General features: G+C 43.3%; 21 protein-coding genes. All 21 read right to left on the bottom strand.

Annotated elements, in window-relative coordinates; translation table 11 throughout:
* Positions 1–582 carry a MotE family protein gene (locus FHS45_RS04985; protein WP_062445840.1) on the bottom strand — a complete coding sequence of 194 codons (582 nt, stop codon included), beginning with the start codon at positions 580–582 and terminating at the stop codon, positions 1–3.
* Between the two features lie 4 nt (positions 583–586).
* Positions 587–1036, bottom strand: a complete 450-nt coding sequence (fliJ, locus tag FHS45_RS04980) for a flagellar export protein FliJ (protein ID WP_062445839.1) — start codon at positions 1034–1036, stop codon at positions 587–589.
* 5 nt (positions 1037–1041) lie between these two features.
* A complete protein-coding gene (gene fliI / locus FHS45_RS04975) occupies positions 1042–2349 on the bottom strand; it encodes a flagellar protein export ATPase FliI (protein ID WP_062445838.1) in 1308 nt (435 codons plus the stop codon).
* Positions 2342–3103, bottom strand: coding sequence for a flagellar assembly protein FliH (fliH, locus tag FHS45_RS04970; RefSeq protein WP_062445837.1), 762 nt, complete (start codon positions 3101–3103; stop codon positions 2342–2344). The genes fliI and fliH overlap by 8 nt, the downstream gene beginning before the upstream one ends.
* The gene (fliG, locus tag FHS45_RS04965; RefSeq protein ID WP_062445836.1) at positions 3096–4106 is read right to left on the bottom strand and encodes a flagellar motor switch protein FliG; all 1011 of its coding nucleotides are present in this window, start codon (positions 4104–4106) and stop codon (positions 3096–3098) included. The genes fliH and fliG overlap by 8 nt, the downstream gene beginning before the upstream one ends.
* A gap of 12 nt (positions 4107–4118) precedes the next feature.
* Positions 4119–5720 carry a flagellar basal-body MS-ring/collar protein FliF gene (gene fliF / locus FHS45_RS04960; RefSeq protein ID WP_062445835.1) on the bottom strand — a complete coding sequence of 534 codons (1602 nt, stop codon included), beginning with the start codon at positions 5718–5720 and terminating at the stop codon, positions 4119–4121.
* A 64-nt stretch (positions 5721–5784) separates the two neighbouring features.
* Entirely contained in the window at positions 5785–6090 is a 306-nt protein-coding gene (gene fliE, locus FHS45_RS04955) for a flagellar hook-basal body complex protein FliE (protein WP_062445834.1), read from the bottom strand.
* A gap of 14 nt (positions 6091–6104) precedes the next feature.
* Entirely contained in the window at positions 6105–6563 is a 459-nt protein-coding gene (flgC, locus tag FHS45_RS04950; protein WP_062445833.1) for a flagellar basal body rod protein FlgC, read from the bottom strand.
* A 1-nt stretch (position 6564) separates the two neighbouring features.
* Positions 6565–6966, bottom strand: coding sequence for a flagellar basal body rod protein FlgB (gene flgB / locus FHS45_RS04945; protein WP_062445832.1), 402 nt, complete (start codon positions 6964–6966; stop codon positions 6565–6567).
* Positions 6967–8113: 1147 nt separating this feature from the next.
* The gene (codY, locus tag FHS45_RS04940) at positions 8114–8893 is read right to left on the bottom strand and encodes a GTP-sensing pleiotropic transcriptional regulator CodY (RefSeq protein ID WP_062445830.1); all 780 of its coding nucleotides are present in this window, start codon (positions 8891–8893) and stop codon (positions 8114–8116) included.
* Positions 8894–8923: 30 nt separating this feature from the next.
* A complete protein-coding gene (hslU, locus tag FHS45_RS04935; protein ID WP_062445829.1) occupies positions 8924–10318 on the bottom strand; it encodes an HslU--HslV peptidase ATPase subunit in 1395 nt (464 codons plus the stop codon).
* A 13-nt stretch (positions 10319–10331) separates the two neighbouring features.
* On the bottom strand, positions 10332–10877 hold the full coding sequence (gene hslV / locus FHS45_RS04930) for an ATP-dependent protease subunit HslV (protein ID WP_062445828.1): 546 nt from the start codon (positions 10875–10877) through the stop codon (positions 10332–10334).
* Positions 10878–10890: 13 nt separating this feature from the next.
* On the bottom strand, positions 10891–11799 hold the full coding sequence (gene xerC, locus FHS45_RS04925; RefSeq protein ID WP_062445827.1) for a tyrosine recombinase XerC: 909 nt from the start codon (positions 11797–11799) through the stop codon (positions 10891–10893).
* 64 nt (positions 11800–11863) lie between these two features.
* Positions 11864–13171, bottom strand: a complete 1308-nt coding sequence (trmFO, locus tag FHS45_RS04920) for an FADH(2)-oxidizing methylenetetrahydrofolate--tRNA-(uracil(54)-C(5))-methyltransferase TrmFO (protein ID WP_062445826.1) — start codon at positions 13169–13171, stop codon at positions 11864–11866.
* A gap of 150 nt (positions 13172–13321) precedes the next feature.
* Positions 13322–15397, bottom strand: coding sequence for a type I DNA topoisomerase (gene topA, locus FHS45_RS04915; RefSeq protein ID WP_062445825.1), 2076 nt, complete (start codon positions 15395–15397; stop codon positions 13322–13324).
* A 165-nt stretch (positions 15398–15562) separates the two neighbouring features.
* Entirely contained in the window at positions 15563–16444 is an 882-nt protein-coding gene (gene dprA / locus FHS45_RS04910) for a DNA-processing protein DprA (protein ID WP_229717868.1), read from the bottom strand.
* A gap of 178 nt (positions 16445–16622) precedes the next feature.
* A complete protein-coding gene (gene sucD, locus FHS45_RS04905) occupies positions 16623–17525 on the bottom strand; it encodes a succinate--CoA ligase subunit alpha (protein WP_062445824.1) in 903 nt (300 codons plus the stop codon).
* Between the two features lie 16 nt (positions 17526–17541).
* Complete coding sequence (sucC, locus tag FHS45_RS04900) at positions 17542–18702, bottom strand: ADP-forming succinate--CoA ligase subunit beta (RefSeq protein WP_062445823.1); 1161 nt, start codon at positions 18700–18702, stop codon at positions 17542–17544.
* Between the two features lie 156 nt (positions 18703–18858).
* Positions 18859–19122: an EscU/YscU/HrcU family type III secretion system export apparatus switch protein gene (locus FHS45_RS04895; RefSeq protein ID WP_062445822.1), complete on the bottom strand. Its 264-nt coding sequence runs from the start codon at positions 19120–19122 to the stop codon at positions 18859–18861.
* The gene (locus FHS45_RS04890) at positions 19119–20759 is read right to left on the bottom strand and encodes a hypothetical protein (RefSeq protein ID WP_062445821.1); all 1641 of its coding nucleotides are present in this window, start codon (positions 20757–20759) and stop codon (positions 19119–19121) included. The genes FHS45_RS04895 and FHS45_RS04890 overlap by 4 nt, the downstream gene beginning before the upstream one ends.
* Before the next feature lie 15 nt (positions 20760–20774).
* Positions 20775–21548 (bottom strand): ribonuclease HII, encoded by a 774-nt coding sequence (locus tag FHS45_RS04885; protein WP_062445820.1) that lies wholly within the window; start codon positions 21546–21548, stop codon positions 20775–20777.
* Position 21549 lies beyond the last annotated feature (1 nt).

Raw genomic sequence — 21549 nt, 5'->3', positions numbered from 1 at the left:
TCAATTTCCATTTGTAAGTAATAGACTGGTTAACTTGGCAGCGTCCTTTGGATCCATTTCTCCCAAAATAGCTCCTCTTTCATTGGCAGGAAGATTAACTAGCACGGTAACGGCAACCGACTGATCTAAATTTTTGATGATAGCGGCTGCTTGTTCAGGTTCTACTTCCCGGAACGAAGAGGAAATTTTTTTCACCTGAGCTTCTTGTTCTTCATCCGTACCTTCTGCCTTAGTTAGTTTGGCTTCCAGGTCACCAACTTGATGTTCCAAATCATCAATTTTGGCATCCAGCTCTGATTTTTCCTGTTCCAGCTGTTGAATCACGGTCTCTTTTTCATCGAGATTATGTCGTAATTGACCGATCAGCTCTTCCTGTTCTTTTTCCTCGTCTGAAGGGAACACCGAAGAAATTACCGGCACATCAGCGGCATGCTTCGAAGCCCAATCGCCGACATTTATCCCTGCTATCGTCAGTACTATCCATGTCAATGCTATAGCGAATAAAGCAGGAATGAAGATGACAAAGAAGAACCACTGGACTTTATTCGTTTGCTTTGATTCTTCTCTATACGGATTTGCCATGATCTCACCTGTTTCTTTCTAATAAAAATTGCTGCAGGGAAAGCTCATCCATCTGCTTTTTCTCTATTTCCTTCTGACTGTCTTGCCACTGTTTCAGTTTTCTATCAATCAATTTATCGAACTTTTTCACTTCCACATGAGCCTCGGTCATTTTCCTGCGGCATTTCTCCATATAATTTCTCGCCTGATTGACCTCCGGTTGCAACTGCATTATCTGTTGGTCCAGGCGTGTAATATAATGCTGCATTTGAGCAAAATGATGGGCAGTCAATGTTCCACCTGTTATCTTTTCATGCAGCTGTTCCTCAGTTTCTTCTTTCTTTTTCAACCCCAAATATAATTGTTCAGCTATCTCTTCAAAATTCTTTACAGCTTGCTGGTAAGTTTTCTGTGCTGCTAACTTATCATTCTCATGAACATCTCTGATTTTATGAAAAGCTTGTATACTTGCCATCCTTATTAACCCCCGCTATTAAACTGGTTAAACTGGTCCAAAGTTTCAAGAAAAGGTGCTGGTTCATTGGTACCTTGCTTTAAGAAGTCATTGATTGTGGTGTTTGCCTGAATTGCTTCATCCACTTGTCTGTCCGCTCCAGTTTTATAGGCACCAATCTGAATCAATTCCCTATTTTCTTCATAAGTGGCAAGCAGGTTGCGAACCCGATCAGCCGCTTGTTTGTGGCTGTCATCAATTACCTGGTTCATCACTCTGCTTATGGATTTCAATACATTGATAGCAGGAAAGTGATTCTGTTCAGCCAGCTTCCGATCTAATATGAAATGACCGTCTAATATCCCCCTGACCGTATCGGCGATCGGCTCATTCATATCATCCCCGTCTACGAGGACGGTATAAAATGCTGTAATTGTTCCCTGGGTACTTGTGCCCGTCCGTTCTAATAGTCTGGGCAGCATGGCAAAGACGGAAGGGGTATAACCTTTGGTAGTAGGGGGCTCACCAGTAGCCAGTCCTACTTCTCTCTGGGCCATTGCCACCCTTGTCACCGAATCCATCATCAAATTAACCTGATAGCCCAAATCCCTGAAATATTCACTGATCGCCGTCGCTGTATAGGCACCTTTGATTCTCATCAATGCAGGCTGGTCAGAGGTAACTGCTACAATGATCGATTTTTTCAATCCTTCTTTTCCAAGATCATTTTCAATAAATTCTCTGACCTCTCGTCCACGTTCGCCAATGAGAGCAATGACATTAATTGTGGCAGAACTGTTTCTCGCGATCATTCCCATCAGTGTGCTCTTACCGACACCACTACCCGCAAAAATGCCGATGCGCTGTCCTTTACCGACGGTCAGAAGCGTGTCGATCGCCCTTACCCCAACCTGCAGCGGTTCTTTAATGGTCGGCCGTGATAATGGAGAAGGGGGATCCTGATCAGTGGGATAAGAGCGAAGGCCATTAGGCAGGGGCTGGTTATCTAATGGCTTACCCAAAGCGTCGACAACCTTACCGATTAAACCAGTCCCTGTCTTGATAAGAAGAGGAGCACCTGTCGCTTCTACCAGGCTGCCTGGTTTGATATCTCTCACCTCTTTAAAAGGCATTAACAGGATATTCTCATTGTGGAATCCGACTACTTCCGCTTTTATCTTTTTATTACTGGGAGAGTGAATGAGACAGACATCGCCAATTGACGCCTCCGGTCCTTTCGACTCAATCATCAGTCCTACTACTCGATGAATCCTGCCAAAACGTTTATATGTATCCATCTGTTCGATAGCCGTGAGAAGTTTTGCCTTATTCATCTGGGTTTCCCTCATTATTAAATTCTTCAAGCTGTTTCCTCAACTCTGTCAACTGGCTGTCTATGGAAGCATCTATTCTTCCAAATGGCGATTCTATCAGACAACTGTAAGAATCAAGTTGGGCATGAGGATAAATGGTGAGCTTGGATTTACTGGAAATAAGTGATTCCAATTCATTCTTTTGCGTAAGCAGCAGGGAATATTGCTCAGGATGGACCGAAATAATAATTTCTGGTTGATCTTGAACATCCGCTATTACCCCTTTCACAAGGGACATAAAACTCTCCGGGCTATGTGTGAGCTGCTGGCATATTACTTTTTCAGCAGCCTGTACCGCGATATCCAGTATGTCCGTTTCACTCGATGCTATAATTTGTTGATATTCCTCTTTTGCCTGGTCGATTACCTGGCGAGCCTTCTCAATATTCAGAGCGAATTCCTCGAATCCTTTGTTCCTCCCCTCCAATAATCCCTGTTCGAATCCATCCTTTCTTGCTGCTTCTTCCAAATGCACACGTTCCTGCTCCCAGACTTGTTTTTGGTGGCTTATTTCTGCTTCTGTATTTCTTAACAGGTCCTCAGCCTGCTCATGGGCAGCGTTTCGTTCCTGTTCTGCTTCTCGTAATTTCCTTTTTATCTCTGCTTCCAAGTTCAGGTTTTGCGGTTGTTTCTCCTGATTTTGTGCCTGTTCAGAAGATAATACTGGCCTTAGACGGATAAGGCGTGATTTAGCTTCAGATTTAAATTTAGACAATAATATCGTCACCTCCACCACGGGCAATTACGATTTCACCAATTTCTTCTAATCGCCTGATGACAGAGACAGTGCGTGTCTGGGCTTCTTCTACATCTTTCAAACGTACCGGCCCCATGAATTCCATTTCCTCTTTAAAGTTATCAGCCATTCGCTGGGACATATTGTTAAAAACAACCTCTTTCACTTCTTCGCTCGCTACTTTCAGTGACAGACGGAGGTCATCGTTTTCCACCTCTCTGATCACACGCTGAATGGCGCGATTATCAAGAGTGACAATATCTTCGAAAACGAACATCCGTTTTTTGATTTCTTCCGCAAGTTCTGGGTCCTGGATTTCGAGTGCATCGAGAATGGTTCGTTCTGTGCTTCGATCGACACCATTCAGCACTTCAACTACCGCCGGGATCCCACCGGTCTGTGTATAATCCTGTGTCCCTGTAGATGATAAATGCCGTTCCAGAATTTGTTCTACTTGATTAATGATTTCCGGGGAAGTCGAATCCATTAAAGCTATTCGTTTGGCAATATCCGCCTGCATTTCCTGGGGAAGCTGAGATAAGATTTCAGCAGACTGTGCGGAATCCAAATAGGATAGTACGAGCGCAATCGTCTGTGGGTGCTCATTCTGGATGAAATTTAAAATTTGTTGCGGGTCTGCTTTCCTCGCAAAGTCAAACGGCCTTACCTGCAAAGTAGAGGTGAGTCTTCCGATGATATTAGAAGCTTCGTTTTCTCCCATCGCTTTCTCAAGCACCGTTCTTGCATAATCAACCCCGCCCTGGGTAATGTAATCCCGAGCTAAAGCAAGCTGGTGGAATTGTTCCAAAATAGCATCTTTTTGTTTCGCCTCGACCTTCTGGACTGAAGAAATCTCCAGGGTCAACTTTTCAATTTCTTCTTCTGATAAATGCTTGTATACTTGCGCGGAAACATCTGGACCGAGAGAAATTAAAAGAATCGCTGCTTTTTGTTTACCCGTCAATGTTTTTCTTTTAGGCATCTAATATTCCCCCTAATCTTCCGCAATCCAGGACCTTAAAAGCTTGGCGAAATCCTCCGGCTTTTCTTTGGCCATTCGTTCCAGCTGTTTACGTTTTTTCGTTTCCTCTGTGTCTTTTTCGACATCCAGCTCAGGGATAGGTTCTTCCAACGGTTTCTGGATAAATTCCTGGTAGTTTTCTTCTTCGTATTCCTCTTCACGTTTTTTACGAAATAATACCCATAATAACGTGAGTACGATAACGAGCAATATGCCCCCCGCAATATAGGCCCATAACGGGATGACAGGCGAGGCAGGTGATTTCGCTTCCGCTCCGCTGAATTCCTGAAAGACAATCGATACCTTTTCACCTGGTGAACTCACTTCATATGGGGCTGCAACAGAGGTAGATATAATCGAGTCGAGAAGTGAACTGACACTGGCTTCTACAGTTGCTTGTTCCTGTTGCGATAAAAGTTGAACATCTCCAGCTTCATCCGTGCCTTTTGAAGTGTCAATTGCTACCTGTATACCAATGTCCCGGATTTTATATGGACTTTCGACGATTTCACGTTGAATCCGGTCAAACTCGTTATTAATGGTCTCTTTGACCATTTCATAATCTCCTTCGCCGGCCTCATCTTCTGCATTGTAACCCGGTACGTCTTCCTCTCCTGCAGGAACACCGCCTTCTATCGGCGGATTGCCTGTATAGGTTTCTGTTAAGCGTTCCACGCTGACAGGAAGGCCCTCCATCGTGTCTGGATCGACCGGTTCTACTAGTTCTTCTACCCGGTTTTCCTGTGTGAAATCGATATCTGTGGTGACAGAAGCCACTACTTTATCCATACCGATCATAGTTCCCAGCATTTGCTGTACGCGGCGCTGAATATCCCGCTCAATATCCTTCTTGATGTTTTGCTGTTGGGTATATGTATCTCCACTTGCCAGTGATTCTGAATTATTTAGATCGTAATACTCAAAATATTGATTCATGATGACGATATTGTCAGTAGATAGATTTGGTACTGATTTGGAAACGAGGTTATAAAGTCCTTGCAGCTGATTATCTTTGAACTGATAACCTGGTGTTGTATGTAATACTATAGATGCTGTGGACTCCTGGCTTTCATCCCCGATAAATACTGGTTCGGGCGGCTGATTGATCATTACTTGCGCGTCCTGGATCCCTTCAATTCCAATCATTAAATTAGCCAATTCGGTCTGCATTGTATCCAGTTTGATCATGTCGAATTCGTTGTCCGTCATCCCCCAGGATGTGTTTTCACTAAAAAAGGAATAATCGATGCTGCCGTTTTTAGGAAGGCCTGCTGCAGCTAACTCTACTAAAAGTGTATCGACCTGCGATTCTGGCACCAGTATGGTTGTACCGCCTTCCGTCAACTTATAGGGTGTATTGCGTGCGTCCAGTTCCGTTTTCATCAGACCGATTTCCTGTAAAGAAAGGTTTTGGTAAAGGGGGACCATATTGCTTTTTGAAGATAAAATACTTATCAAAAGCAAAGCGATAAAAAAGATCAGTACCGAACCAATCAGTGTTCCTTTTTGTGCTTTCGTCCGTTCTTTCCAAAAGTTCGAAACAGATTCTTTGAAAATTAATAAATTTTTTCTCATAATTGCCCCCATAAAACACACACTTCATCAGAATAATATAATATCGAATCGCGATAGAACGGAATTACACTTGCATCCGCATAATTTCACGATAGGCTTCTATCACTTTACCCTGGACTTCTACAGAAGTCTGTAAAGTGATACTCGCTTTTTTTGCAGTTGTCATAACGTCATGCAAATCATTGATTTCTCCTTTTGCCAATGCTTCTGTTTTTTGATCTGATAGTTTTTGGCTGCTGTTTAAACCTGTTATCGCCTTTTTTAAGTCGGAGGCAAAAGCACTATGGGCCTCAGCGGGAGTATTCTTTAGGTTTGTCTGTGATTTGTTAAGAAATGGAGACACCTGACTAACTGCGGACAAATTGGTCATAACTTTCACCTGCCTTATTTTCCGATTTCTAGCGCTTTCATCAACATTGACTTTGAAGCGTTAATGGAAGTAATGTTGGCTTCATAAGAACGGGTAGCGCTCATTAAATCGACCATTTCCCTTAGCGGATCGACATTAGGTAACCTTACATAGCCGTCTTCATCCGCATCAGGGTGATTGGGATTATGCTCCATTTTAAATGGCTCTTTGTCATCTTCCCGGATTTCACTGACCCGTACTCCTTCTGCTGAATCAGCGGACGCTGCTGTCGCTTTCTTCAAATATGTACCGAAGCTTTTCTGTCCAGATTCAAAAACAACCTGTTTGCGTCGATAGGGCTGCCAATCTCCGTTTTCATTTAATTGGGCCCTGGTGGTCTCCGCATTAGCAATGTTGGAAGATATAGTGTCCATTCGCAGACGCTGGGCAGTCAACGCACTTGCACTCGTATTCATAGACTGAAAAATGCCCACACTATCTACCTCCCTTGATTACAGTTTCCAGACTCCGAAACTTTCCATTTAAACGATCGACCATTGATTGATAAAAGAGCTGGTTTTTTGCGAGCTCATTCATTTCTTTGTCGATATCCACATTATTTCCGTTGTGATTATAGGCAGTCCCATTATCTTTCACTACTTTATAGGCCATTGAATCATTGGAAGCCCCGCCAATCGGAAGATGTTGAGGATGTGTGCGAGTCCCTGAAATACTTTCTTTCTGTTTTTCAGCCAGCAAATCTTTGAATAAAACCTTCTTAGCCTTAAAGCCTGGAGTATCTACATTCGCAATATTATTTGCAATCGTATTGTTTTTCTTAGATGCGTAGTTTAAGGAATTCTCCAGTGTCTGGATGGTACCTCCAAATAAATTCATCTTACTACCTCCTGATTTATGGACATGGTCCCATAACCTACCAACACATTGTAAGGAATTAATGACACGTTGTCTATGCGAATTCGTCAATATGTTATGAAACCTTACAGAAAACGACTATATTACCAGGTATTTTCAATTAATAATTAGACATATTTTTACATTAAAAGCTTTTTGTAGGAATTTTGTAGGATTTTGACGAATAATGAACATCCTACCAATATTATGACACACAACATAAACAAAAGGAATCTACCATTTGTGAACATGGAGAGGATATTTTTCAGACAGAGACTACGTTAGCTTTGCGTGGAGTTTTAATAGAGCGAGTTGGGGCCGTTATCTTAAAAATAAGGGATGGGCAGGGAAACGACTCGCTTTCCAGCTCCATCGCCTAGACACTCGCGACATAAGCAGCCCATCAACGGGAAGAAAAATCACTTCCCTTGTGCTGTTCTGCTTATGCGTGTCGTGTCTCCCAAGGCGATTACGCATTCATTTCTTTCCTGCGGGGGACCTGGCAAGCTTCCTCGGGCTATAGCCCTGTGGGATCTCGCCTAGCCCCTCCTCCCGCGGGAGTCTCCCCGTTTCCCCGCCCATCCAGCCAAATTTGTAACAAACGGACCCTTCAAAAGGAGAAAGGGCGTACAAAAAAGCCTTCACCCTCAGGCATTTATAAAGAATGTAAGAGGACCAAAGTCTTCTCGCTATTATCATAGGGCATTTTTCACAATCGCGTTTTCGAGAACTTCCTATGGCAAAGGGGCGTAGGGAAACGGTGAGACTCCTCGAAAATGTATCCACATTTTCTTCGTGCGTGGGTAAAGTCAGGATGAAAATTCAATGTCCTGTGGGATATGCGGGATCGCTGAGGCCCCGCAAGGCGAAGCCTGAGGAGACTCAGCACACGCCCACGGAAAGCGAATCGTTTCCCGGAGCCCCTAAACTCCAATAAATATCTCGAAATCAAGTCTTCGACTTTTCGGCCCTATTGTGGAATAAACCTGTTATGAAAAATCAACAACAAAGTTTAACAGAGCCTAAAAATATAGGGAATATAAGAAACCGGCATAAATAAAGCTCAGAGTCATTATCGACTCTGAGCTTGTAAGTTATTTCACGAAACTGTACTTTTTGTTCTTTCTTATTAATTTGTACGAAGTTTTTGAAGTTCTACTAAGAAATTGTTATTGAGCACTTTGATATAGGTACCTTTCATTCCAAGGGAACGGGATTCTATAACCCCGGCACTTTCCAATTTACGTAAGGCGTTAACGATGACGGATCTGGTGATGCCGACACGATCCGCGATCTTGCTGGCAACAAGCAGCCCTTCGTTACCTTCCAGCTCATCAAAAATGTGCTCAATCGCCTCCAGTTCACTATAAGACAAGGAACTGATCGCCATCTGAACAACAGCCTTACTTCTTGCTTCCTGCTCGATTTCTTCCGTCTTTTCATGAAGGATTTCCATCCCTACAACAGTAGCACCGTATTCAGCAAGCAACAGGTCATCTTCTTCAAAACTGTCACTCAGGCGGCTTAGGATCAACGTTCCAAGGCGTTCCCCACCTCCGATAATCGGTACGATAGTCGTGAGACCATTTTCAAAAAGTTCCCTGTTTTCTACAGGAAATGCGGTATATTCACTATCAATATCGATATTAGCAGTTGTTTCCTGAATGGTGAATAGATTTTGGGTATACGCTTCCGGGAACTGACGTTCTGAAAGCATCGCTTTCATACGCTCATTCTCAATTTCCTGTTTGATCGCAAAACCTAATAGCTTACCTCGGCGACTCAAAATAAAAATGTTGGCACCAATGACATCGCGCAAAGTGGCTGACATGTCATTGAAATTAACTGATTTCCCTGTTGTTTTCTGTAACATAGAGTTGATTTTTCTGGCACGTTCTAATAATTGCATGTTTCTCTTCCTCCTAACTTTACTCGCTTACTAAAGAATAAACCGGCTTAAATCTTTATTTTTCACGATGCTGCTAAGTTTTTCATCGACGTATTGTGGGGTGATTTTTATCGTATCCATCGTTACATCGGGAGCTTCAAACGATAAATCCTCCAGCAATTTCTCAAGAATCGTATGCAGTCTTCGTGCGCCGATATTATCTGTGTCCTGATTAACTTCAAAGGCGATTTCTGCTAGCTTAGTTACAGCTTCGTCAGAAAATTCAACCTTTATACCTTCTGTTTCCAATAAAGCTTCATATTGTTTTAAAAGTGCATTGGAAGGCTCTCTCAAAATCCGTTTAAAGTCTTCTACTGTAAGTTTTTCCAATTCTACACGAATCGGAAATCTTCCCTGCAGTTCAGGAATAAGATCAGAAGGTTTAGCCATATGAAAAGCACCTGCCGCAACAAATAAAATATGATCCGTCTTTACAGGCCCGTGCTTCGTCACAACAGTTGATCCTTCTACGATCGGCAGTATATCCCGCTGGACACCTTCCCGGGAAACATTCGCCTGATTATCACTTTTAGCGGCGACTTTATCGATTTCATCGATAAAGATCATGCCAGATTGTTCTACCTTTTCAATAGCCTGCTGGCTGACTTCATCCATATCAATTAATTTTTGCGCTTCTTCCTGGGTCAGTATTTTTCGGGCTTCCGATACAGATAGGCGACGTTTCTTCTTTTTCTTCGGCATGAATTGACTCATAGCATCTTGCATATTCATCCCCATTTGTTCCATACCTGAACCTTGAAGCATATCAAACATAGATGGGTGCTGTTCTTCCACTTCTACATTGACCATGCGGTCTTCTAACTCACCCATTGCCAGCTGCTGGGCTATCCGCTTCCGTTTACTTTCAACTTCCGCTTCTTCATCACCCGGAGTTTCCTGGGTTTCTTGACCGCCTTGCTGATTGAACAGCATTTCAAAAGGATTCTTGAAGTTCGCCTGCTTCTTCCTGGATGGGACCAGCAACTCTACAAGCCGCTTGTTCGCTTGTTCTTCGGCGCGACCTTTAACGGCTTCCATCTTCTCTTCTTTTACCATCCGGACTGCGGTTTCCATCAAATCTCTTACCATTGATTCGACATCCCGTCCGACATAGCCTACTTCCGTGAATTTAGTAGCTTCCACTTTGACAAACGGTGCCCCTACCAGTTTGGCAAGTCTGCGTGCAATTTCGGTTTTTCCGACACCAGTGGGACCAATCATCAAAATGTTTTTAGGCACAATCTCTTCCCGCAGCTGATCATCCAGCCGCATACGGCGATAACGATTCCGCAATGCTACAGCAACTGATTTTTTGGCATCATTCTGGCCAATAATATATTGATCCAGTTTTTCTACAATTTGCCTGGGGGTTAATTCAAATGACATTCCACCAGCCTCCTTATTCAATGACCTCTAGGGTAATCTGGTCATTCGTGAAGACACAAATTTCTCCAGCGATTTCTAATGCTGCCTGGGCGATTTCTCTGGCACTCTTTTCCGTTGAATAACGTTTCAGTGCCCGACCGGCACTTAAGGCATAATTGCCTCCGGAACCAATAGCAAGAATGCCATCATCCGGTTCAATCACTTCTCCCGTACCAGACACCAGGAACATGCTGTCTTTATCCATGACAATCAACATGGCCTCCAGCTTCCTAAGCACTTTATCGCTTCGCCACTCTTTGGCTAATTCCACCGCTGCCCGGGCAAGGTTGCCATCATAAGCTTCCAGGTTGGCTTCAAACTTTTCAAACAGTGTGAAAGCATCGGCTACGGAACCGGCAAAACCCGCCAGAACCTTCCCTTTAAACAAACGTCTTACTTTCTTCGCGGTATGTTTCATAACTACCTGGTTGCCAAGTGTCACTTGGCCGTCGCCGCTCATCGCACATTGCCCTTTGTGCTGTACAGCAAAAATTGTCGTTGCATGAAATTGTTCACTCATCCTCTTCTCACCTCTATTTATTCGCTCTCGGGTGACTATCCCTATATATTTTACGCAAATGGTCCTTCGTCACATGAGTATAAATCTGTGTGGATGATAAATTTTCATGGCCAAGCAGCTCCTGGACTGCCCGTAGATCAGCACCTTGATTTAACATGTGGGTCGCAAAGCTATGCCTTAATTTATGGGGATGTATGTTGACAGTCATGGCAGCTTTTTCAACCAGTTTATCCAGGATAAGGCGTACACCGCGATCAGACAGGGCCCCGCCTTTTGCATTCAAAAACAGCTGAACTGGCTGGGCTTTGCTTTTTTGTAATAGACTTACGCGTCCATCCTCGATATACTTCTTCAATGCCCTTTCGGCAAACTGGCCAAAGGGTACATACCTTTCCTTCCGACCCTTTCCCCTTACCAAAATAGTACCGATAAAAAAATCTATATCCTCCACTTTGGTAGCGACACATTCACTGACACGCATTCCTGTCCCATACATCAATTCAAGTAAAGCCTGATTCCTTTGCCCAAGAGGATCAGTCAAATCGCTCACAGAAAATAACCGCTCCAGTTCTTCTTCATAAAAGAATTCCGGAATCGGTTTACCTTCCTTTGGCAGCGAAACATTGAGGAATGGGTTATGGGTAACCTTGCCTTCCCTCTCCAGGAACCGGTAAAACGACCGCATACAGGAAAGCTTCCTTGATACACTTCTGCGTGAAAGCTTCTGCTGGTATAACTGAGTCAGGAATATCCGGATCAAAGGGTAATCCACTTCTTTGATACTGGCTATACCTTCTGTTTGCATAAAAAGAAAAAATGCATCGACATCTTTCTCATAGTGTTGAATGGTTAATGAAGATGCATTTTTTTCAATTTGCAGATATTCCAGAAAAAGTAGTTTTTCTGTTTGTAAGTCGTCCATATATCCACCTCTTCAAGGCGTTTAAATTTTAACACAATTCAATCAATTAACGCAATCGTTTTAACTAAATTGTAACAAAATTCTGAATTGTGTCCAAGGCTCTGTTAGCGTATGCTTCATTTCTTTCTTTTTTATTTTTGATTTTTTTATCCAGCGGTTTAATAAGACCAAAGTTTGCATTCATCGGCTGGAAGTTCTTCGGGCTCGTCGTTGTAATATAATGAGCCATGCTTCCCATCATGGTTTCATGCGGGAGCACAACAGGCTCTTTCCCTTCGACCAGGCGAGCAGCGTTGATGCCTGCAATGAGACCTGCAGCCGCAGATTCAACGTAACCTTCCACCCCTGTCATTTGCCCCGCAAAAAATAAATCATCTCTATCTTTGTATTGATAAGTCGCTTTAAGTAAATTTGGAGAATTGATAAATGTATTCCGATGCATGACGCCATAGCGTACAATTTCAGCGTTTTCCAGACCAGGGATCATTCGGAACACTTCTTTTTGCGCTCCCCATTTCAGGTGGGTTTGGAAACCTACCATATTATATAATGTTCCAGCTGCATCATCCTGACGTAATTGGACGACTGCATAAGGAGTGTTACCTGTTTTCGGGTCTTCTAAACCTACAGGCTTCAACGGGCCGAATGTCATAGTCTTTTTCCCGCGCTGGGCCATCACTTCGATAGGCATGCAGCCTTCAAAGAAAATCTCTTTTTCGAACTCTTTTAATGGTACGGTATCGGCAGAAGTCAGAGCTTCGTAGAATCGGTCAAATTCTTCTTCTGTCATCGGGCAGTTTAGATATGCCGCTTCTCCTTTATCGTAGCGTGATTTCAGATAGACTTTGTCCATATCAATCGAATCTTTTTCTATAATCGGAGCAGCTGCATCATAAAAGTATAAGTATTCCTCACCAGTCATTTCTTTTAAATGGTTGGATAATGACTCGGAAGTCAATGGGCCGGTTGCAACAATTACAGGGGCATCTGTAGGGATATTCCCAATTTCTTCATTATATACCGTTACATTCGGGTGGTTTTTAACATTCTCGGTCACATAGCCCGCAAATTCATGGCGATCCACAGCAAGTGCTCCTCCAGCAGGAACTTGTGACTGATCAGCCGCTTGAATGATAATAGAATCCAAACTGCGCATTTCTTCTTTAATGACCCCCACTGCATTGGTCAGGGCATTGGCCCGCAGGGAGTTACTGCAGACGAGCTCTGCAAATTTATCTGTATGGTGAGCCGGGGTCTGTTTCGATGGCCGCATTTCGTACAAATTTACTTGGATGCCTCGCTTGGCAAGCTGCCATGCTGCTTCACTTCCGGCCAGACCGGCGCCGATTACTGTCACATGTTGTGTCGTCATTAGATATGCTCCTTTCATATTCGTGTCAAGTATATCTACTTACCATTCGGTAATTATATCGATACGGTCAACTAGTGTCAATAAGATATTTCAATCATTCTTCACTCTATCATACATACCAAAAAGAAAAAGCAAGCGCAAATATTGCGCTTACTTTTGAGGTTCTTCTTTATAATCACATTCCGTACACTGAATTTGTACACCTTTTTTCGACTTTTTCTCAACAAGCAGGGAGCTGCACTTTGGACAAGGACGGCTGATCGGCTTATCCCAGGAAATGAAGTCACAATCAGGATAACGTTCGCAGCCATAAAAAGTCCGGCGTTTCTTGCTTTTCCTTTCCACTACTTCTCCCTCTTTACACTTCGGACAGGTGACGCCGACTTTCTTTAAAATCGGCTTTGTGTTCCGGCAGTCAGGAAAGTTGGAACAAGCAAGGAACTTTCCGTAGCGTCCCATTTTATAAACCATTTCATGCCCGCACTTCTCACAGTCAACGCCCGCAGGTTCATCTTTGATTTCTACTTTTTCCATCTCTTTTTCAGCTTTTTCAAGCCTAGGTTCAAATCCTGTGTAAAAGTCTTTGATGATTTTTACCCATTCTACGTTTCCTTCTTCCACTGCATCGAGATCTTCTTCCATCTTGGCAGTGAAATCGACATCAATAATCTCCGGGAAGTATTCCTCGATGGATTCATGAACGATACTGCCCAGTTCTGTTGGCACAAATCGTTTATTATCGAGTGCGACGTAGCCTCTGCGCTGAATGGTATCCAAAGTCGGGGCATAGGTGGAAGGTCTTCCGATTCCCAACTCTTCCAATGTTTTGACCAATCTCGCTTCCGTGTAACGGGGAGGCGGCTGGGTAAAATGCTGGTTCGGTTCGATCTCATCTGCTTTGACGGTCATTCCTTCTTCCAGGTCCGGCAGCATTTTATCTTCCTCTTTTTTGTTGTCATCCCGGCCTTCCACATATACTTTCATGAAACCCTGGAATTTCACCTTTGAGCCAGTAGCACGGAACTCAACCCCCTGGTTGGTCATATGCACAGTCATCGTATCCAAAACTGCAGGCGCCATCTGGCTAGCGATGAAGCGGTCCCAAATCAACTTATATAGTCGATATTGATCCCGGGACAAGATGCTTTTCATTTTTTTTGGATCACGTACGGCAGAGGTCGGACGGATGGCCTCATGGGCATCCTGGGCGCCTTCCTTCTGTTTCTTCTTTTTACCACCGCCCAGGTACTCATTACCAAACTTGTCCTCGATATAGCTTTTCGCTTCGTTCTGAGCCGATTCCGATAGACGGGTGGAGTCTGTACGCATATAGGTGATCAAACCAACGGTACCTTCTTTTTTACCCAGTTCAATACCTTCATATAATTGCTGGGCGATCATCATTGTCTTTTTTGCACGGAAATTCAGCTTCCGCGCCGCCTCTTGTTGAAGCGAAGAAGTCGTAAACGGTACCGAAGGGTTTCTTCTGCGTTCCCGTTTGTTCACTTTATCAATTTGGAAATCCTTGCCCTTCATTTTCTGAAGAACCTGGTCCACGTCCTGTTTGGTTTTCAATTCCTGCTTTTTCCCGTCTACCCCATAAAAGGCACCAGAGAATTTTTCCTTCTCTTTTAGGAAAGAGCCGTCGATGGACCAATATTCTTCAGGCTTGAACTTGTTAATTTCGTTCTCTCTATCGATGATCAACCGGACCGCGACCGATTGTACACGACCGGCACTCAGGCCTTTTTTAACTTTTTTCCACAGGATCGGGCTTATGTTGTACCCTACCAATCTATCCAGGATACGCCTCGCCTGCTGAGCATCGACACGGTCCATATCGATGGTGCGGGGATTCTTGAATGAATTTTTTACGGCGTCTTTCGTAATTTCATTAAAGACCACACGACATTCTGTTTTATCATCTATTTCAAGGCTATGAGCCAAATGCCAGGCAATCGCTTCCCCTTCTCTATCGGGGTCGGCAGCGAGATAGACACGCTTGGCTTTTTTAGCTGCTGTTTTCAATTCTTTAAGCACGGGACCTTTCCCGCGGATCGTTATATATTTTGGTTCAAATTCTTTGTCGACATCTACACCCATCTGACTTTTAGGCAAGTCACGGATATGGCCTAAAGAAGCCTTTACTTTATACTTTTTTCCTAAGTATTTCTCGATTGTTTTGGCTTTTGCAGGTGATTCGACGATAACTAGATAATCTGCCATTACTGTTCCTCCCATAGAGGTGTGTGCACCTTATGCAATTTCTTTGATAAACTTTCCCTATTATTAAATACTTTCTTTTCATTTGTCAAACATGATTGGTCAGAATTTTTTTAACTTAAGCTATTAAAAGTGGTTATCCGTCATATTTCGACAGTAAACCGAGTTTTATTTCGGCCATGATTCTAATATGTCATGGGTATTTAGAACCAATTTCGCTCCTTCCTGAATCATGCGATTACATCCTTCACTATTTTCATTCAAAAGTGAACCAGGAAACGCAAAAACTTCTCTTCCTTGTTCCAATGCCTGATCCACCGTTATTAAAGAACCACTTCGAGCCTTCGCTTCCACTACTAAAGTAGCTGCTGACAAACCGCTCACAATCCGGTTCCTTTCGGGAAAATGATACTTTTGTGGACGAACATCCGGGGCATATTCTGAAATTACCAATTGAGAAGCAGCCATTTGTTGAAATAAGGATATGTTCTGTTTTGGATACATATGATAAAAGCCAGAACCAATCACCCCGACTGTTGTACCATGATAGCGCAAAGCCAAGAGGTGTGCAAACCTGTCTACCCCTGCAGCAAGCCCGCTGACAACCCTCCAGCCTGATTCGATCAGTGGAGCAATGACCTGTTCCATTGATGGATAAGCTGACTTCGTCGGTTTCCTCGTACCTACTACACTGATCGATGGTGTATGGTTCAACAGCTTTCGGTTACCAGCCAGATAAAGCACATATGGAGGATCCGGAATATTTTTAAGCAGGATGGGATAGTCGTCATCGAAAATTGTTATCACAGAGAATTCTTTCATAAATTGTTCACTTTTATACCTTTTTGTATCAGATTGAAGCTGGTCATGAAAAGCTTGCGCTCGTTGGAAGGGTATTTTGTAAAGGGAAGAAATATCTTTTGAAGACATTTGAAAAACAGAGGTCAATCCAGGATCATGAAGGAGGATTCTTCGAAGTAAGGGGCGTGTTGCGTAGTCATTATTGTAAAGAAAAACCAACAATTTTCGTCGTGTATCTTGATCATTCAATACCAATCACTCCTGTTTTAGTGGTGAAATTATTGGCGAGGTTTATTATAAGTGGAAGAAAAAAGGGGAAAATCTTTTTTAAATAGAAGAGATGGAAGCTATGAAATTTACGATAGATTTATGTTCAACTTAAAGAAGATCGTGCATGAAGATGCCATGCACGATCTCAAACATGAAATTAATGTGTTTTACACTTGTCATAAAGACCGTTGTCACTTAATACTTCAATCAATGTCTCACCCATGACAGATGGTGTTTCCGCCACTTTGATGCCACATTCGTTCATGACACGGATCTTTTCGTCAGCTGTACCTTTACCACCGGAAATAATGGCACCAGCATGGCCCATACGTTTTCCGGGAGGTGCTGTACGTCCACCGATGAAGCCTACCACAGGCTTGGTCATATTTTTCTTGACCCATTCTGCTGCTTCCTCTTCTGCCGTACCACCGATTTCTCCGATCATGATGACTGCTTCTGTGTCATCATCGTCGTTGAACGCCTGCAGAACATCGATAAAGTCTGTGCCATTGACTGGGTCTCCACCGATACCTACTGCTGTCGACTGGCCAATTCCAGCTTCGGAAAGCTGATGTACCGCTTCATATGTCAAGGTACCAGAACGGGAAACAACCCCTACATGGCCCTTCTTATGAATATAGCCAGGCATGATACCAATTTTACACTCTTCTGGAGTAATGACACCAGGACAGTTAGGACCTACTAAGCGTGTCTTTTTCCCCTCCATGTAGCGTTTTACTTTCACCATGTCAAGCACAGGAATATGCTCTGTGATACAGATCGCTAAATCCATTTCCGCATCTGTCGCTTCCATGATGGCATCCGCTGCAAATGGTGCAGGGACGTAGATGACAGAAGCATTGGCACCGGTCTTTTCCACTGCTTCTGAAACTGTATCGAATACAGGGACACCTTCAACCTCTGTGCCGCCTTTACCTGGTGTGACACCACCTACGATTTTCGTACCGTAATCCAGCATTTGTTTCGTATGAAAAAGGGCTGTTGAACCTGTAATTCCTTGCACGATTACTTTTGTGTCTTTATTAACATATACACTCATCTGATTCCCCGCCTTTCTACTTCACTAGTTCTACTATTTTTTGTGCACCGTCTGCCATTGAATCCGCAGATGTTATGTTCAAACCGGATTCATCAAGGATTTTCTTACCTTGTTCGACATTCGTACCTTCCAGACGAACGACCAACGGAAGTGTCAATCCGATCTGTTTTGTAGCTTCTACAACACCTTCAGCAATGACATCACACTTCATGATTCCACCGAAGATATTAACAAAGATTCCTTTGACATGTTCGTCAGATAAGATGATTTTGAATGCCTCTGTAACCTTCTCAGTAGTTGCTCCGCCCCCTACATCAAGGAAGTTGGCCGGGTCGCCGCCATAGTGTTTGATGGTGTCCATTGTAGCCATTGCAAGACCAGCACCATTAACCATACAGCCGATATTGCCATCAAGTGCAATATAACTAAGGTCATACTTAGAAGCTTCCACTTCTTTCGGATCTTCTTCATCGAGATCACGAAGCTCCTGTACGTCTTTTTGACGGTAAAGTGCATTGTCGTCAAAGTTCAACTTAGCATCTAACGCCATGACATCCCCATCACCTGTAGTGACTAGTGGGTTGATTTCAGCGATGGAACAATCTTTTTCGACAAATACTTTGTAAAGCCCCATCATGAATTTAACAGCTTTTGAAATTTGCTCTTTCGGAATGTTGATGTTGAATGCCAGACGACGGGCCTGGAAAGGAGTCAATCCGACTACTGGGTCGATGACTTCTTTAAAGATTTTTTCAGGAGTTGCTGCTGCAACTTCTTCAATTTCCGTACCGCCTTCTTCTGAAGCCATCATGGTAACACGGCTTGTTGCGCGGTCTAATACAAGGCCGACATAGTATTCACTCTTAATGTCGCAGCCTTCCTCAATCAGTAAGCGCTTTACTTCCTTGCCTTCTGGGCCAGTTTGATGAGTAACGAGCGTTTTGCCAAGAATTTCATCGGCATATGTACGCACTTCATCAGCATTTTTAGCGATTTTGACACCGCCGGCTTTACCGCGGCCTCCCGCATGGATTTGCGCTTTCACTACTGTGACACCTGAACCTAATTTCTCAGCTGCTTCAACAGCTTCATCTACGGTATATGCCACATGACCATTTGGTACTGAAACGCCAAATTCGCGTAGAATGTCTTTCCCTTGATACTCGTGAATGTTCATGTTCCATCCTCCCATCATTTTAACTGCATTACCATTGTATAAAAAAACGTCGGGAATTGTCCACAGTAACCGTTGGAACTTGTCGAAAAAGTGTCACATACAGAAACAAATGGACCATAACTTGATTATGTAAACAATGAAGGTGAGCTCCTTCCCTTATATTTCCTGGTCTGCCCTGTAAATAAAAGAAAATACTTCGGCCACCACCTGATACAGCTCCTCCGGGATTTCTTCATTAATATTCAATTGGGATAGCAGTTCCACCAAGGAAGCGTCCTCCTGGATGGGAACATCGTTTTTTACTGCGTTCTCAATCAGATTGGCTGCCACATAGCCTTTCCCCTTTGCCAGAACTTTAGGGGCATTATCCTGATCCTGCTTATATCCTAATGCCATAGCCTGTTTCTGTTTGTCATTCATATTTTTAAATCCACTCCGCTCTCGGAAAAGTAGCTTGGATAAGTAACACGATCACTGGAACTTTTGATTTTTTTAAATTGAATCGAAGCCAGGTCAAAACCCGCTTGCTCCAGCCCTTTTTCCATTTGTGACTGAAGATGGGAGGTCCTTTTCAGTAACTCATTATTTTCATTATAAACTGTCAGGAATACTTTGCGGTGATGAATGGACATATCTACCACTGTTTCCTTTAAGTTGCCTAATTCTAAATAAAACAGAACATGACAAAATTCAGGGTCGATCCCGCCCTTTTCATTTTTTCGTCCTTCTATATTAACCTGTATATCCTTTGCCTTCATAAATGTACCGGGTAATACAAGGCTCCACTGTACCATTTGTGTATTATCCTGATGTGCTGTCAACTGAATCCCATTTAAAAAATGGAGAATTTGCTGCATCCGTTCTAATTGCGACTTCCCTGATTGCTGTTCATTAAGTGCCTGAAGCAGAAGCGTTTTCATACTGTGGTTTGACTGAAGTTCCTCCTGGTTAGATAACTGTTTCAACAATTGCATTTCATCATCAAGCCCTGCAAACAGCATCATGTTTTTCACTTGAAGGGAGATTCTTTGTGAAAGGTTTTCCGGTTGAGGAAACTCAGGCAGAAGTGCCATCATTACAGCTTTGGTTTCAGGGCTTAATTGTTTGGCAGTCACAGGCGATGCTGAACTTTTCGCACTGTTTCTTGACTGGAGCAGATCGAAAATGATGCGGCTATTTTCAGAAGATGGCAGATCAAAAGGAATAGTGGAAAGGTTCGCACCAGATAATTTATTTAAAATAGAAACAGCCGTATCTCCTTTGTGAATATTACTTCCTTGCCTGTACATCCACTGGATCCATTTTTTTTGAAAATGCTCGTATGTTGCCTTTTCTGGGAGTACTCCAGTCTCCTTCAAGATGAGGAAGCTTTCCTTATTGCCATTCAACACCTGGTGTAACAGACTCGCAATACCAAGTGTTCTCCCCGCTGATCCCGGAGTCCCGTTCAAACTGGCCAGGCGGTGAAGAAGGGCTTTTTCCGTATTGCTCAAAGACGTTTTTTCCGTCAGATACCTCTCTGTTTCTTGCAGAAGGGATGACAAAGTAGCATGTTGGCGAACGGTCAAGGCTTCTATGATGCCGGTACGGATAGGAAGCTGCTTTTCAAAAGCTTGAAGCAAAGCTCCCAAAGTTTTTTGTTTATCACTTGTCTTATGTAAGAGGGATGAGGCCTGCTTCAATGCTGACTGACGGAAAGGAAGGTTCCGCTCTACTAGTAATGACACCAGACGTTTGTTATCTGCAGTCGCTGCTACCCCAAGTCGATCTAACACCTGTTTAGGGTCATCATTGTACTCTTTCGATTGTTTCGTTAATATTTTCAATTGGATTTTATCTTCCAGGGAAAGAATTTGAAATAAATACTTCTTCCCAGATGTCACAGGTGCTTGCAACTGGGCAGTCACTTGTTGATTTCCTAACGATATGACTGCCGTATTTTTTGGCATCAGCTTTATCACGCGCCCTGATAACACCTGCCCATGAACCAGCCCTGGCCTGTTAACACTGGTCACTCGTTGTAATGCCTGAAATAACCCTGATGCTATACCTTTCAATGCTAAGTTCCTCCCTTAAGACCGGATTGCTGCTGCCACTGGAGAAAAACTGTACCTGTGATAAGGGGAAGGGCCGAATTGCTCTAAAGCCTTCATATGAGTACTTGTGCCATAGCCCTGGTTTGACTGAAAATCATACATTGGAAACTCTTCGTGAATTTTTGCCATCATTCGGTCCCTTGTCACTTTTGCGACAATGCTTCCTGCCGCAATTGACACACTTCTTTGGTCTCCTTTGATTAAAGCCTCTTTTGTACAAGGCATTCCCTCAAGTTTGACTGCGTCAATTAATAAATGATCAGGAGTGATTCCCAGGTTGCTCACCGCTCGTCTCATGGCCATTTTCGTTGCTTCATATATGTTGTAGCGATCAATTTCCTCATTTGTTACTTCGCCAATTCCATAGGCCAGAGCATCGGCTGTAATGCGTTCGAACAACATTTCTCTTTTTTCGTGTGATAATTGTTTTGAATCATTCAAGCCTTCTAAATAATAATCTTTATGTAAAATGACACAACCGGCTACTACCGGTCCGGCAAGCGGTCCTCTTCCAGCCTCATCAACACCGGCTACATATTGTTTGCCAGCCTGGTATTGCTTCTTTTCAAAAGCCATCATCTCTTGATATTTAACTTTTAGTAATTGTTCTTTTTCTAACAAGCGTTCATACTGGAGGAGTAATTTTTGAACTCCTTTACGAGTGTCCTGTTTTAATGCTGTCCATTCATGCTCAGCTAACTGCCTTCCTGCCAGCTTTTCTTTCACTTGTGCAATCGTCCATTTCCCCACC

Source organism: Thalassobacillus devorans, assembly GCF_011761345.1.
Classification (GTDB): domain Bacteria; phylum Bacillota; class Bacilli; order Bacillales; family Halobacillaceae; genus Thalassobacillus; species Thalassobacillus devorans.
This window is presented reverse-complemented; position numbering and strand designations above follow the sequence as displayed.

What these genes read in the sequence shown, in the direction of transcription:
- FHS45_RS04985 (WP_062445840.1), bottom strand. Translation starts at nt 582, where the DNA reads ATGGCAAATCCGTATAGAGAAGAATCAAAGCAAACGAATAAAGTCCAG.
- fliJ (WP_062445839.1), bottom strand. Translation starts at nt 1,036, where the DNA reads ATGGCAAGTATACAAGCTTTTCATAAAATCAGAGATGTTCATGAGAAT.
- fliI (WP_062445838.1), bottom strand. Translation starts at nt 2,349, where the DNA reads ATGAATAAGGCAAAACTTCTCACGGCTATCGAACAGATGGATACATAT.
- fliG (WP_062445836.1), bottom strand. Translation starts at nt 4,106, where the DNA reads ATGCCTAAAAGAAAAACATTGACGGGTAAACAAAAAGCAGCGATTCTT.
- fliF (WP_062445835.1), bottom strand. Translation starts at nt 5,720, where the DNA reads ATGAGAAAAAATTTATTAATTTTCAAAGAATCTGTTTCGAACTTTTGG.
- fliE (WP_062445834.1), bottom strand. Translation starts at nt 6,090, where the DNA reads ATGACCAATTTGTCCGCAGTTAGTCAGGTGTCTCCATTTCTTAACAAA.
- flgB (WP_062445832.1), bottom strand. Translation starts at nt 6,966, where the DNA reads ATGAATTTATTTGGAGGTACCATCCAGACACTGGAGAATTCCTTAAAC.
- codY (WP_062445830.1), bottom strand. Translation starts at nt 8,893, where the DNA reads ATGCAATTATTAGAACGTGCCAGAAAAATCAACTCTATGTTACAGAAA.
- hslU (WP_062445829.1), bottom strand. Translation starts at nt 10,318, where the DNA reads ATGTCATTTGAATTAACCCCCAGGCAAATTGTAGAAAAACTGGATCAA.
- hslV (WP_062445828.1), bottom strand. Translation starts at nt 10,877, where the DNA reads ATGAGTGAACAATTTCATGCAACGACAATTTTTGCTGTACAGCACAAA.
- xerC (WP_062445827.1), bottom strand. Translation starts at nt 11,799, where the DNA reads ATGGACGACTTACAAACAGAAAAACTACTTTTTCTGGAATATCTGCAA.
- trmFO (WP_062445826.1), bottom strand. Translation starts at nt 13,171, where the DNA reads ATGACGACACAACATGTGACAGTAATCGGCGCCGGTCTGGCCGGAAGT.
- topA (WP_062445825.1), bottom strand. Translation starts at nt 15,397, where the DNA reads ATGGCAGATTATCTAGTTATCGTCGAATCACCTGCAAAAGCCAAAACA.
- sucD (WP_062445824.1), bottom strand. Translation starts at nt 17,525, where the DNA reads ATGAGTGTATATGTTAATAAAGACACAAAAGTAATCGTGCAAGGAATT.
- sucC (WP_062445823.1), bottom strand. Translation starts at nt 18,702, where the DNA reads ATGAACATTCACGAGTATCAAGGGAAAGACATTCTACGCGAATTTGGC.
- FHS45_RS04895 (WP_062445822.1), bottom strand. Translation starts at nt 19,122, where the DNA reads ATGAATGACAAACAGAAACAGGCTATGGCATTAGGATATAAGCAGGAT.